Source organism: Alistipes sp. D31t1_170403_E11, from assembly GCF_015553985.1.
GTDB lineage: Bacteria > Bacteroidota > Bacteroidia > Bacteroidales > Rikenellaceae > Alistipes > Alistipes montrealensis.
On the sequence record NZ_JADNHQ010000003.1, the window covers coordinates 660,169 to 674,845 of the forward strand.

General features: G+C 62.1%; 7 protein-coding genes. 1 reads left to right on the plus strand and 6 read right to left on the minus strand.

The features are described 5' to 3' along the window. Positions 1 to 9: 9 nt before the first annotated feature. From I2E69_RS09185 to I2E69_RS09210, 6 genes are all read right to left on the minus strand, one after another. Complete coding sequence (locus I2E69_RS09185; protein WP_195460896.1) at positions 10 to 4,032, minus strand: hybrid sensor histidine kinase/response regulator transcription factor; 4,023 nt, start codon at positions 4,030 to 4,032, stop codon at positions 10 to 12. 126 nt (positions 4,033 to 4,158) lie between these two features. Further along, entirely contained in the window at positions 4,159 to 6,696 is a 2,538-nt protein-coding gene (locus I2E69_RS09190; RefSeq protein ID WP_195460897.1) for a DUF4962 domain-containing protein, read from the minus strand. Between the two features lie 2 nt (positions 6,697 to 6,698). Next, positions 6,699 to 7,634 carry an ROK family protein gene (locus tag I2E69_RS09195; RefSeq protein WP_195460898.1) on the minus strand — a complete coding sequence of 312 codons (936 nt, stop codon included), beginning with the start codon at positions 7,632 to 7,634 and terminating at the stop codon, positions 6,699 to 6,701. Between the two features lie 2 nt (positions 7,635 to 7,636). After that, positions 7,637 to 9,280: a Tat pathway signal sequence gene (locus I2E69_RS09200; protein WP_195460899.1), complete on the minus strand. Its 1,644-nt coding sequence runs from the start codon at positions 9,278 to 9,280 to the stop codon at positions 7,637 to 7,639. A 25-nt stretch (positions 9,281 to 9,305) separates the two neighbouring features. Next, positions 9,306 to 10,958, minus strand: coding sequence for a sulfatase (locus I2E69_RS09205; RefSeq protein ID WP_195460943.1), 1,653 nt, complete (start codon positions 10,956 to 10,958; stop codon positions 9,306 to 9,308). Between the two features lie 41 nt (positions 10,959 to 10,999). Further along, on the minus strand, positions 11,000 to 12,400 hold the full coding sequence (locus I2E69_RS09210) for a sulfatase (protein ID WP_195460900.1): 1,401 nt from the start codon (positions 12,398 to 12,400) through the stop codon (positions 11,000 to 11,002). A 332-nt stretch (positions 12,401 to 12,732) separates the two neighbouring features. Here I2E69_RS09210 and hepC point away from each other — a divergent pair, with 332 nt between their 5' ends. Then, entirely contained in the window at positions 12,733 to 14,670 is a 1,938-nt protein-coding gene (gene hepC / locus I2E69_RS09215; RefSeq protein WP_195460901.1) for a heparin-sulfate lyase HepC, read from the plus strand. The last annotated feature ends 7 nt before the right edge of the window (positions 14,671 to 14,677 follow it).

A 14,677-nucleotide genomic window follows, 5' to 3' on the forward strand; every position in this document is an offset into this window, starting at 1 on the left:
CCGGACGAACTATCCTGCCTTCTCGCCCTTGCGGCTGCGGACATACTCCGTGGGCAGGCATCCGACGTGCTTCTTGAAACTCGTGGCGAAGTACGACGGAGAGTTGAAGCCCACCATCGAACTGATCTCCGAAATCGAATATTTGCGGTCCAGGAGCAACTTGCAGGCATAGTTGAAGCGGATCTTGCGGATGAACTTCGTCGCCGATTCGCCCGTGATGGACTTCATCTTCAGATGCAGGTTCGAACGGCTCATGCAGAGCGCCTTGCTGAAATCGTTCGACGAGAACTCCTCGTTGTCCATATTCTCCTCGACGATGCGTATAGCCTTCTTGAGGAACTCGCCGTCCAACGAATTGGAGGTGATCTTGTCGGGATCGATCTCCACGTCGTCGGAATAATGGTGCTGCATGCGGTAATGGGCCTTCATCAGGTTCTGGACCTTCGCAGCGAGCAGCGAAATGGACAACGGCATGGGGAGGTAGGCGTCGGCGCCCGCTTCGATGCCGGTAATCTGCTCTTCGACGCCGCCCTCGGGAGCCAGCAGCACCACGGGGATGTGGCACGTGCGGATATTCTGTTTTATCATTTGGCAGAGTTTCAGCCCGTCGATTCCTGGAAGGACCCGGTCGGCGATCACGATCCGGGGTTCGAGCGCTTTGAGTCGTTCGAGCGCCTCGTTGCCGTCAGCTACCGTGTGGACCGTGAAGTGCTGCTTGAAGTAGTCGGCAATGTAGCGGGCCACCTCGTCGTTGGCCTCGACGATCAGCATCGTCTCACGCTTGGCGTCGGACTGCTCCCCGCCGGAGACAAACCCCTCGTCGTCTCCCGACCACTCGGCGGAAAGGTACTGCTCGGCGTCACGGATGATCGAACCGCGCACGTCGTCCTCCTTGGCGCGCTTCTCCACGGGGTAGACCTCGATGTCGTCGGGCAGCGTGATGACGAATTCCGAGAACCGGTTCGGCTCGCTCTGCACGGTGATCGTCCCCTGGTGCATTTCGACGATCAGGCGCACGATCGACAGGCCGAGGCCGCCGCCCGAATGCGATTCATTGGCCTGGTAGAAACGTTCGAAAACCTGCTGCTGTTGTTCGGGGGTCATACCGATTCCGCTGTCGTGGACCACGAGGCGGAAACACCCGTCGCCGCGTTGCAGGGTGACACGGATGATACCGCCGTCGGGCGTGAACTTGAAGGCATTGGACAGCAGGTTCGTGAGCATCATTTCGAGGAACATCCGGTCGACAGGCAGGGCTTCGCCCCGCAGGTCGGAACTGAGGATGTAGTCCATATCGCGGTTCTGGGCCACCTCCTCGAACATCGAGAAAGCCTCGCCCACGATGGCGTCGACATCCTGCACCGCGACACGCATGCGAAACGCCCCGGTCTCCGCCTTGCGGTAGTCGAGCAACTGATTGACAATGTGCAGCAACTTAAGGCTGTTGCGGTAGATGTAGTTGAGCCGCGTACTGACGTATTTGTCCGCCGCGCCGTACTCGCGAATCTCCTGCAAAGGCGACATGATCAGCGTCAGGGGCGTGCGCAGTTCATGCGACAGGTTGATGTAGAAACGGATTTTCTCCTGGCTCAGCCGCCCGATCGACTCCTTCTCCAGGCGTTCCAGCCGCAACTGCATCCGCATCTTCATGCGACCGAATACCGCCGCGATCACCCCGGCGACGAAAGCCAGCGCCAGCAGCCCCCAGAGAATCCGCGCCGCTGCAGTCTGCCACCACATCGGCAGCACGCGTATTTCGACCGTAGCGGCCCCGTCGCTCCAACGGCCGTCGTTGTTCGCCGCACGGACCCTGAAAACATAGTGCCCGGGCTTGAGGTTCGAATAGTTGGCTTCGAGGTTCGAAGTCTCGTACCAGCGGGTATTGAATCCCTCTAATTTGTAAGCGAACGTATTCCGGCCACCCGAGAGCGGGTTGACCGCCACAAAACGCACCGTGAAAATGTTCCGCACCGAAGGAAACGCCGCCCGGACGACACGCCCGATGGAGTCGCGTTCGACGCGCACCCGTTTATCGCCGTCCGAATCGGCTACGTCGACACCCGTAACCTGCGCTTCGGGTGCAAAGGGATTGTCTACCAGATCGTGGGGCCGAAACCAGGTGATGCCGCCGATACCGCCGAACCAGAACACCCCGTCGCGGCTCCGGCAATAAGAGTAAGGATTGAACTGGTTGTTGGCGATGCCGTCGCGCAGCGTATAGTTACGGAACGTGTTCTTCTGCGGGTCGAAGCAGACCAGTCCCGCGTTGGTAGAAATCCACAGCCGGGCCAGTTCGTCTTCCAGGATGCCGTAAACAAAGTCGTTGGGCAGTCCGTCGGCCACCGAAAAGCGCGTGAAGGAGTTGTCCGAGGCGTTGAAGCGGTAGAGTCCGTTGCGCGTACCAGCCCAGATATTACGGTGCGAGTCTTCGGCGACGCACATGACGGCAATATCCCGGGGGGGGGTAATCCCCTCCTTCACGGGAGCCAGTTCGCACGTCATCACCTGCCGTGATTCGGGCTGGAAAACATACAGCCCGGCCCCGGTTCCGATCCACACGCGGCGTTTCGAGTCGCGGAAAAGCGTCGTGATCTGCAACGACCCCAGCCGGGGCTCGTACTCGGCACAGAGGTGGCGCGAAAAACTCCCCGAGGCAATATCGAACGACAGCAGGCCGTTGAGCGTGCCGACCCACAGCGAACCGTCGCCCCCGTCGAGCAGCGCATAGCAACTGTTGTTGATCGGAATCGAAGCATTGACCGGATAATGGCGCATGCGGCGCGAAGCGGCGTCCATCGAGCTCAGGCCCCCGGCATGCGTCCCGATCCACACGCGGCCCCGGCCGTCGGGCAGGATACACTTGACGTTGTTCGACAGCAGCATGCCGTTGGAGGTGTTGAACTCCGCAAACCGGCCCGTGCGGCGGTCGTAAAGGTTCACGCCGTCGTCGTTGGTCCCGATCCACAGGTTTTCCGATGAAGGATCCTCGACGATACTGCTCACCGTGTTGTCGCCCAGCGAATTGCGCGATGGATCGTAGCGCAGCACCCCGAAACGGCGGGCCAGCGGATGGTAATAGTTCACGCCGCCATAGTATGTTCCTAGCCAGACGCCGTGCTGGGCGTCGATGAAGATGGCGCGGATCGAGTTGTGGCTCAGCGACCCGGGTTCCGAATTGTGGACATAGCGTTCGAACCGTCCGCTGTGCGGGTCGCGGATCGAAAGGCCGTCGAACGTACCGACCCACAGGCGGCCCGAAGCGTCGGTTTTCAGTACACGGATATAATCCGAAGCCAGCCCGGGATTTGCGGCGGCCGTATAGCTCGCCGTAACCTGCAACGCCCCGTCGAGGCGGTAGAGCCCGTTGCCGTGAGTGGCGACCCAGTAGCCCTCGCCGTCGGTAACGATGCTCGCAATATCGTAACGGGCCATCTGCGGCAGGATGCGCGTGATGTTGCCGTAGGTCGACGAATAGGTATAAACGCCACTCGACGTACCAACCAGGAATCCGTCGCGCGACGGACAGACGGCGTGCACACTGATGCCCGTGAGGTAGGTGCGTATCTCCAGCACACGGCGCTGTTTATCGAAAAGCACGATGCCCAGATCGGTGGCCAACAGCAAGCTGCCGTCCGCCGTCGGGGCGATGTCGGAAACCTGCATGCTGCGCCCTTCGAGGCGGAAATTTTCAAAGGACTGCGTTGCGGCGTCATAGCACGAGAGCCCCGACGCCGTGCCGATCCACAGGCGGCCTCCCTCGGCAAACAGCGCACTGACCGAGTTGTCGCCCAAGCTCTGCGCATTGCCCTCTACATGGCGGAAAACCGTGAAGGCGTATCCGTCGTAGCAGTTCAGGCCATCCTGCGTACCCATCCAGATGCGCCCCTGCAGGTCCTGTGCGATAGCCAGCACAGTACTCTGCGAAAGTCCCTCGTTGACCGACAGGGTACGAAATTCGATATCGGAGGCAAGAACGCGAAAAAAGGTGAGGCAGGCAACGAGGTACAAAAGCGTATGTTTGATTCTCAGCATATTATTCAGGCTTGGGAGTATAAATATACACCTTTTTTTCGGATAACCGAACATGCGGCGTTTTTTCGGGTCCGAAAAAGCCGCCGGGCGCAGCGGCGTCCGACGGCAATTCGCAACGAGAGGGGCTCAGCGCACCGAGGCGGGAACCACATCGACCAGTTCGCGGTCGGGTTCACCTTTTCGCCGGACGACGGTGCTGCCCCCGGTTTTCGAAGCCGGAGTGTTGTAGAGCACGGCGTTGCCGCGACGATCGGTCACTGAGAGCGACGCGGGTTTCGAGGCGTCCAGTTCCGCGTCCAGGGTCCATCCGCCCACCGTCACGCGGCCCTTGGCGTCGCGTTTCAGCTCCAACGGCTTCCGGCCTTCGGGCGTGATGCGGAAGACGGCCAGGAAACGCTGCGCACGGCTTTTTCGGGCGGTCGTAAACTCCGAATGCCACTGGTTCGTGTACTCCTGAACTTTGCCGTCGGGTCCTGTGCGTTTCTTCCAGTTGATTGCCGGGGAGAAGAACCGGTCGGTGAGGTTCAGTTCCAAACCGCCTGAAGTAAAGAGGTCCATCCGCCCCTGGGCCAGCCCGTTGGATGCGCCGACGGCATTGTCCGACACCCGCAGCAGGGGGTTGTGGCTGTGCAGCAGCCACGTCCACGCAACCGGCCCGCGAGCTGCCAGTTCGTCGTAAACGACGATCACATCGGGTTTCAAAAAGAGGAAATGGCGGCGGAAACGGGTGATCCCGGGATCGCCGAAACCGTTCTCGCGCGTGTATTCCACGCCCGATTTCTCCATACGGTCGATCCAGAACGGCGTACGGATCGAGTCATAGGCATGCGAGGCGTCGCCCAACGTATAGGTCAGAGCCTCGTTGTCGGCAAAGCGCGCCAGCCAGCCGTAACCGTTTTCGCCGATCACCTGCGCCATGCCGTCGGCGAGAATCGTGTTGTGGCCCCGCGTACGGTAGTGCATCAGCGTGTGCTTGTCGTTGAAGTTGGAGTAATACCCCGTGCCGCCGAACAACTGGCGACCTCCGTAGTTGATCGTGAAGCCGTTATGCGCCGCGTGGGCATGTCCCGTCGAGCCGAACGGCAGGGCAAAGAAAGCCGCCATCAAGTCGTCCGACGCATCGGCCGGATCGGTGTGCATCAGCGAGAAGCCCGCATCGGGATAGAAGCGCGACGTGTTACGCGCAGGGGCCTGCGGGGCCACGCTGTCAATCGGTTTGTCGGTCAGAATGCGGTAGAGCGTGAACCCCTTCGAACGGTAGAGTTCCCTGGGATCGTTGCCGATCAGTCGGTCGGCATACCACCGCGCCTCGGGACTGGAAAGTTCGCGGGCCAGCGCATCGGCAAAACCCATGTAAAGCTGCGACGGGGAGGTCATCTTCTCGTAGTCGTCGCCGAAGCCCGTGGCATAGGAGCCCTTCGGGAAGGAATAGACCAGAAACGACGGAAGGTTGCGATACCACGGCAGGTCGAAGAAATCGACACCCGTCAGACGCGTAAGGACGAACGGCACGTAGATGAACGTCACCAGGTTGGCCTGCATGTAGCTGCTGCCGTCGTGCCAGCCGCCGTCGTCGCCGCCCAGGATCGGGAAACGCGCGCACCACACCTCGTAGCAGTAGCGGAACCACTTTTCGGCTTCGGGCAAATCGCCCAGCGTAGCGATCGAAGCGAAGAAGAAATTGCGAAAGGTATGCTGCCAGACATGGTTGTCCATCGAATGACACTCGAAATCTTTGACGTAATGTTTGTAGAAGTATTCGCCGCGGACACGGATGGCTTCGAGCACCGCAGCGCGCTCCTCGGGCGTCATACGGTCGCAGGCCGTGTCGTAGCCCAGCGCCAGCCCGTACATGATCGCCGAGCGGTTGAAATCCTCCGCCGTGGCGTCGCTGTCGACGGGCAGTGCGGCTACATGCAGGGCATGCCGTACCACGGCGTCACGAAAAGGCTCCTCGCCAGTCAGCAGGTAGGCCACCGAGAAATCGACGACGGGCTGGGTGACGACCTCGCCGAACTTGTGGTACATGAAATTGACGAGTGACCTCTTCTCGAAGGGCGACATGCCCGTCGTGTCGCGCGGACGCGTCGGGGCCACGGGCACGGGAGCCATACCGAGCTTTGTGCGAGCCTGACGCACCAGCCCGCGGGCCTCGGGATTCCGCTGCGCCCGGGCGCGGAACGCCCCAACACCGTCGCGGGAGACATAGAGGCGATGGTGCGGCATCGCAGCGACACGGGCGGCGAGTTCAGGGCCCGTCGGAGTGGCGACACGCCGGGCCGAAGCATCTACGTCGAATGCGTTCACCGCCGACCAGCGTTCCCTGCCGCCCGGTTCCGTCACGGACCACTGCCAGTACCAGCGCCCTTCGGAGAGGGGCTTGTGACAGGCATAAGCCGCCCATTCGAAGGGTTCGGAGACCGTTGCCCCGGCGAAGGTGCTGTCCTGCGACAGCCGCAGGCGGTAAACAGCCGCTTTCGCATCGGCCGAAGCGGGCCAGAGCAGCGCCGGGGGATTCTGTGTCACGATGACACAGCCCGCAGGCTGTGCCCATTCGCGGTAACGGGGCCGCAGAGAGCGTTTGTCGAGCCGTATCTCGGCGGGAAGCTGCGCGGCGGCGGAGAAAGCCGCGAAAAGCGGTATCAGAAGGAAGATTCGTTTCATGGTCAGCGGGTTTTATCCAGCACGAGGCCCGCGGCGCCCAGGCATCCGGCACGGTTGCCCAGCACGGCCGCGACGATCTCGGTGTCGCCGCCGCAGACCTCCATCGCCTGCCGCCGGACTCCTTCGCGGAGTTTTTCGAGGTAGAATTCGCCGGCTTCGGAGATGCCGCCCCCGACCACCACGCGCTGCGGGGCGAAGAGGTTGACCATCGACGCGATACCGTGCGAAAGGTAGTTCCAGTGCTCTTCCATAGCCTCGACAGCAGCCGGATTCCCCTCCTTGTAGAAGAAAACCACATCCTTGCCGTCCACGTCGGCATCCTTGCCGTTGCCGCTCAGCTCACAGAAACGCCGCACGAGCGCCGAGGTCGAAGCGTAGTGTTCCAGACACCCCACGCCGCCGCAGGCACACGCCTCGCCGTCGCTCCTGACGGTGATGTGCCCCATCTCCATGCCGCTGTTGCGGTAGCCCCGGTAGAGGCGGCCGTCGATAAGCAGTCCGCAGCCGATGCCGGTCCCGACGGTGACGAAGACCACGTCGGTAGCCCCTTTTGCGGCCCCGAACAGCGTCTCGCCCAGCGCCATGACATTGGCGTCGTTGCTGGCGACGACCGGCAGCCCCGCAGCGGCTTCGACACGGTCGGCCAACGGGATATTTTCCCAGCCCGCGATGTTTTCCGCGCCGCCCAGTACCGTCCGGCCGTCGGCCGAGACCACGCCCGGAGTTCCGATGCCGATCCCGGCCAGTTCCAGGCCCTCGCCCGCGGCATACTCCCGGCAGGCGGTGATGCCGCTCAGAAGTTGTTCCAGCACGGCTTCCGGCCCATCCTGCGCAAAGGCAGGCAGTTGGCCGTTGAAAAGCACCTCCCCGGAGGAGGCGACCACGGCGTACTTCACCGAAGTGCCGCCGAGGTCTATTCCGATTGCATAGCGTTTCATCGTCATGCCCTTTCGACCCAGATCGGCGAGCTCCAGCCCCACTGGCCGTCGCGCTGGCGCACACGTACATAATAGTAATCCGTATCGCGCTGAGCCTTGTCGTCGACCATATAGTGGCCCACGCAGAAGGCCGCTTCGGGCTGCGCGCGTTCGAACTGGACGGCTTCCGACAGCCAACCCCGCAGGAAATGGGCGCGGGCGCCTTCGAGAAGTTCCCCGATCGTGTGTTCGTAGGTACGGCCGTTGAACTCGGCGACGAGTTTGGCTGTGCGCGGAGCCGTCACATCGAGTACGACGCCCTGCATGGCGGGAGTCATCACGTTGGGGTTCTTCGACGAGTACATGTCGAGCGCGACATGCTGCCGGTCGTGCTCCACGACCCGGTTGACCCGCGTGTGGAACTCCGTCTCACCCGGCTGGGGCGAGGTGAAGGCCGCGCCGCGGAAGCAGGTCTGCATATCGTCGATCGTCCCGTCGGTCAGCCTCAACCTACCTGTCCAGTGGACGTACTCCTCCTCGCGGTTCCAACCGAAGTTGACCTTCACTTTGGTGCGGATCACATCGTCGTCGGGAGCCGCGGCGCGGTGCGGACCGTTCAGGCGCGCGATGCACTGCCCGTTCTTGATCAGGTCCACGTAGTCGATGGCATTCTGCCCCTCGACATTGAGGTAAATCTCGCGCCGGGCGGCCTGGATCACGTCGCCCGAGGCGCCGCTGTTGATGCGGAAGTCGATCTTGATCTTATCGCCCGTAACGCCGCAGACGTGGCGTTTGCCCATGTGCTCCCAAATGGCGTCGCGGTCCAGCGCCGGAGCGTACACGCCGATGCGGCCGTCGCCGTAGCTGCCCGGATAGCCGGCGTGCTGGTCGGTCGAGCACATCAGGCCGAACTTGTGGCCCTGCTCCAGACCGTACTGGATCGAACCCTCCCAGATGCGAGGACCCATGTCGTGGAGGTAGTCGTAGTCGCCCGTGTCGCTCTCGGCCAGCCCGTGACGCGAGAACATCTCGACGAAGGGCGTCTGCCGGTCCTGCCGGAAAGCCGCCCAGTTGTAACCGCGAAAACCCGTCATGTAACCCATGTGATGAGGCGTGATGTAGCAGTCGTAGTCCTTGAGTTTCTCCTTGAGGTCGGGAACCGAGGTGCACTCCACCAACGGCGCGTTGAAGTCGTGGAACAGCGCGACGTGGTCGCCATGCTCCATGCTGTGGCACTCGTAGGAGGGGAAGGTGAGGAACTCACCCGGACGGTCGGCCGCCTCGACGGCCGCGAGGTATTTGTCGTAGCCCCCGGCCCGCAGGCGCTTGAAGGCTTCGGTATGGTAACCGATAACCCAGTTAAGGCGCGGATCGTTCTCGCCCGGAATGTCGGGCCACAGGGCATGGGGCGTCACCGAGACGAAATCGAGTTGCTGCCGGGCGGCGGCAAGGGCGTCCGAGAGGTCGCCGTGGCCGTAGGTCACGTTGCAGTGGTTGTGCACATCGCCCCAGAAGACCTTTAGGTCCTTGAGCGAGGGGAAGCCATTTTTCAGGTCGGCGGGCAGCGAATCCTTGCTGCCGAGGCCCTTGCAGCCGGGCATCGCGCCTGCGGCCGCAAGGCCGAGCAGGGTCCAGCCCGAGGCTTTCAGAAATTTTCTTCTATCCATTGTATTGGTGTGTTTTAGGTTGTTCTTACAGTTGGTCCGCGCCGCGGAAAAATTCAGATTCCTTTTCGCAGGGGTCCGTGTCGCGGCACTCCTGCTGAAGCTGTTCGAGCCGGGCGTGCATGTCGCTGCGCACGGCGGTATACTCCGGGTCGTTGTAGACGTTGCACATCTCGTGCGGGTCCTTTTTCAGGTCGTAAAGCTCCCACTCGTCGACATCGTTGTAGAAGTGGATGAGTTTGTAATCGGCGGTCCTGACGCCGTAGTGGCGTTTCACCGAGTGCCACGAAGGATATTCGTAGTAATGGTAGTAGACGCCCGTGCGCCAACCTTCGGGAACAGCGCCGCCCGAGGTGAGCACCCCTTTGAGCGAACGGCCCTGCATGTCGGCGGGAACCGGCAGCCCGGCCATGTCGACGAACGTCGGCGCAAGATCGATGTTCATGGCCAGCGCTTTGGTATGCGACCCCGCGGCAACGGCCTTCGGGTAGCGCACCAGCAGCGGCGTGCGCTGGCACTCTTCGTACATGAACCGCTTGTCGAACCAGCCGTGCTCACCCAGGAAAAAGCCCTGGTCGGAGGTGTAGACGATGATCGTATTGTCCAGTTCGCCGGTCTCTTCGAGGTATTTCAGCAGGCGGCCCACATTCTCGTCGACGCCCTTGATCACGGCGCAGTAGTCCTTCATGTACTGCTGGTATTTCCAGCGCACCAGTTCATCGTGCGACAGCGTGTCCTTGATCCGCCGGTATTCGGCGATGCGCGGGGCATAGGCCTTGTCCCAGGCGGCGCGCTCCCCGGGGGTCATGCGGTTGTAGGCGGCCTGGTACTGCATGACGCTGCTGCGCCAGTCGTTGGCGCGCTTCACGTCGTCCTTGTTGGCGTCGCCCGAGTTGCCCAGCTCGTAGGACCGGGCCAGTTCTTCGGGGGTCATCAGCTTGAGGTCCCACTCGGGCCACATGTCGCGGCCGATCTCCATGGCCTGTTCGCGGGCGGCGCTTCCGCGGCCCGAATAGTCGTCCAGCAGGTTGAACGGCTCGGGATAGACCCGCGTGTCGTTGATGCCCAGGTGGCGCTGGGCCGGCATCCAGTTACGGTGCGGGGCCTTGTGGTAATAAAGCATGGCGAACGGACGCGACCTGTCGCGCTGTTCGAGGAACCCGATCGCCTTGTCGGTGATCACGTCCGTCACGTACCCCGGTTCGGTCCGCTCCACACCGTTCTCGATGAACAGCGGCGAATAGTACTCGCCCTGCCCCACGAGGATGCTCCAGTAGTCGAAGCCCTGCGGTGCGGAATTGAGATGCCACTTGCCGATCATCGCCGTCTGGTAACCGGCGTCGTGCAGCAGCTTGGGAAATGTCTGCTGGTCGCCGTCGAAGGTCCGCGAGTTGTCCGTGAAACCGTTCACATGGCTGTATTTTCCCGTAAGGATGCAGGCCCGCGAAGGTCCGGAAATGGCGTTGGAGACGTAACAGCTCTCGAAGAGCATGCCTTCGCGGGCCAGGCGGTCGAGGTTGGGTGTTTCGACCAGCAGGCTGCCGTAACAGCTCATGGCCTGCGCGGTGTGGTCGTCGGTCATCATCACGATGATGTTAGGGCGCCGGGGCTGCCCCTCGCTGCAACCAGCCAAGGCTGCCAGCGTCAGCGGCACGGCAGCATAACGCACGCTGCACCGCATCGGGTCGAGGTTTTTCATAATAGGTCGTATTCAGTTTGTCGTTATTCGGGTCGGGCGAAAGGCCGCATGTTGCGCACGAGTTTCGGATCGCCGATACGCACGCCCCAGTCGTAGAGGGCACGGCGCATGTGACGCAACTCGCCTTCATAGCGGCGGTCGACGGCCAGGTTGACCATCTCGCCGGGATCGGTTTCGAGATCGTACAGCGCCTCGCGGTTGCGCCCCCACTGGTAGAGGACGTATTTATAACGCTTGCCGACGATGCTCCAGCCGCGCATGCCGACGCCCGAGAGCAGCGTCTCGACGAAAACCACGTCATGCAGTTCCGCCTGCCGGCCCTCGGCCACGGGGCGCAGGCTCCGTCCGCGGTAGCGTTCGGGATCGGGCACTACACCCGCATAGTCGCAGACCGTGACGTAGAGATCGAGTCCGACATTCGACAGCGCCTCGTCGTTGCACACACCCCGCAAACCCGTACCTTTGGGCGGTTTGACGATCAGCGGCACATTGACGACCTCCTCCTGCAGGTTCCACTTCTGATTCCAGCCGTGGGCGGCAACACCGTCGCCGTGGTCCGAGAGGAAGATGATCACCGAGTCGTCGTAGACCCCGCGGACCTTGAGCACCTCCACGATGCGGCCCACCTCGCGGTCGACGCGCTCCACAAAGCGGTAGTAAGCGTACAAGTAACGCCGCCAGTCGTCCTGCGTGTAGGTGGCCGTATTGTGATAGCGCGGCGAAGCTGCGCTTTCGAGCGCAAGGGCTTCGGGCGCATAGGTCGAAGGCATGAAATTGGCCGGAAGGTTGGGACACTCCGCGGTCGGGAAAGGCTCCAGTTCGCCGTATTGCAGCGTCTCGTTGCGCCCGTACTCGCAGATTTCATGGGGATTGAGCAGCGAAGCCACCAGGAAGAGCGGTTTGCGGCCGTCGTACTCCTTCAGCGCGGCGTCGCAGGCGTCGGCCAGCGTCGGGTCGCCCATCTTCGAGATGCGGCGGAATCCCGTGCCCGAGTCGGGCAGGTTGATCTCCGGGACATGCCATTTCCCGGCATAGAGGCACTCGTAACCCGCCCCAGCGATGCGGTGGCCGATGCCGGCCTGCATGTCGGCCTCGTAAGGGCGGTCGGCGTTGTCGAAGGCCCCTACCTCGAAGGGCATGCGGCCCGTGATGAGCGAAGCGCGGCAGGGGCCGCTCAGCGGATAGGGGCAATAGGCGCGCGTGAAACGTACGCCGTCGGCGGCCAGCGCATCCATCGCCGGGGTCTCGACCCACGGATTTCCGGCGCACGACATGGCCCCGGCGGTCTGCTGATCGGTCATGATGACGATAATGCCGGGCCGCTTGCCGGCAGCAGGCTTGTTTTCGGGGGATGCAGAAGCGTCGGCAGCCACCGTCAGGGCGGCGAGCGAAGCCGCCAGTGCGGAATAGTTCAGGTTAGTCATAAGTCGGTTTTCAAGCAATACAAAATTACCACAAACCCGCGACCGGGGCCGCGGGGATTGTCGCTAAAAACGTAAATCATGTGCAAAAGCCTTTCGATTTTGTAGAATCGAACCTTAAATTTGTCCTACGGGACCCTCCGAAGCCGCTCCGAAGGGCAGCATTCAACAAATGCGGCATCGGATTGCACAAAACTGAAACCTCTTTGCAGAATATCGGAAAAGGATTGGCGGTTATTTATAACAGGTCCCGGGGCATTGTCGTATCTTTGTCCTGGATGAAGCCCGGCCCCGCGCCCGGCCCGTCCGCTCCCCGCAACACCTAAAACTACGCCATGAAACCTCTGAAATTACTTTTCGCGCTTGTGCTGGCCACCCAGCCCGTCGTCCTGCGGGCCCAGGCCGACACCTCGGTTTTCGGACTGCTCGACCTCACGCGCCCCGGACTAGAACGCGTCGCCGAACTCCATGCCGCGGGCAACGACCCGGCAGCGGCCGAAGCTCTGCTGAACTACTACCGCCACCGCACGGGCGTCGTCAGCCCCGATGTCGACCTCGCGAATATTTCGATTACGCCCGACGAACAGCGTTGGGCCGACGAGGCGATGGAGCACCGTTTCTTCGTCCACGCGGGCTACCAGCCCTCCTATTTTTACGGCGACGACATCGACTGGCAATACTGGCCCGTGAAGGACAACGAACTGCGCTGGCAGTTGCACCGCATGAAGTGGTGGGTGCCGATGGGCAAGGCCTACCGCCTTTCGGGCGACGAGCATTACGCAGCGGAGTGGTGCGCCGAATACCTCGACTGGATGCGCAAGAATCCGCTCACGGACTACCGCGACAACGAAGCCACGAACTGGAGTCAGGCCCGGAACGTCTATTTTGCATGGCGGCCGCTCGAAGTGAGCGACCGGCTGGAGTTTCAGATCCAGCAATTCATCTATTTCCTGCCCGCCAAGGCGTTCAGCAGAGATTTCCTGCTACACTTCCTCGACAACTACCACCGCCACGCCGAGCACATCACAGGCCACTTCTCGGCCTCGGGCAACCACCTGCTGTTCCAGGCCCAGCGGCTGATCTTCGCGGGGGTTTTCTTCCCCGAGTTCCGCGACGCGGCCCGCTGGCGCGCGACGGGCGTCGGAATCCTCAACCGCGAGATCGGCAAACAGGTCTACGACGACGGCATGCAGTACGAACTCGACCCGCACTACCACCTCGAATCGATCAACATCTTCTTCAAGGCGTTGCAGATGATGGACGCCAACGGTTACCGGGGCGATTTCCCCGCCGGATACCTCGCCACCGTCGAGCGGATGATCGACGCCTTCCTCAACTGCTCGTTCCCCGACTACTCGACGCCACTGTTCAGCGACAACCGGGCCCATACCAGGGAGGAGATACTCGCCGACTACCGGGCGTGGACCGAGGTCTTCCCCGAAAACGCCGCCATCCGCCGCCTGGCCACCGAAGGGCGCGAAGGAGCCGCGCCGGAGTACCTTTCGCGGGCGCTGCGCACCTCAGGATTCTACATCCTGCGCAACGGCTGGGAGACGGACGCCACGGTGATGATTCTCAAGGCCGGACCGCAAGGTTTCTGGCATTGCCAGCCCGACAACGGGACCTTCGAACTGTGGCGCAGGGACCGCAACTTCCTGCCCGACTCGGGCTGCTATGTCTACGCAGGCGACAAGGAGGTAACCGCCCAGCGCAACTGGTTCCGGCAGACGCAGGTGCACAACACGCTGACGATCGACGATCGCAACCTCGAACACACCGACTCGAAATGCGTACGCTGGACGACGGACGGCGCGACGGACATTCTGACGGTCGAAAATCCCTCCTACGAAGGCCTCACCCACCGTCGCACGGTGTGGTTTGTCGACCGGGAGTTCTTTGTCATCGCCGACGAGGCCTCCGGCAAGGCACAGGGCGAAGCGGGGCTGCACTACAACCTCCTGGAATGCAATCCGGCGGAGGATATTGCGGCATGCGCCGTGGCAACCCGGTTCGACGACGGTAACAACCTGCTGCTGAAAGTATTCGGCGCCGAAAAAATGGAACGCCGTGAAGGCTGGGTGTCGCGCACCTACCGCAACCGCACCGAACGCCCGGCCTACGCCTTCACCGCGCATAAAGAGCCCGGACAGACCGTGCGTTTCGTCACGGTGCTGCTGCCCGCGGCCGACGCAGCGGCGCAGCGCGTCGTGGCGTCGTGGCGCGGCGGCAAACTGCACGTCGAAATCAACGGCAAGAAATACGAACTGAAATAACATACCC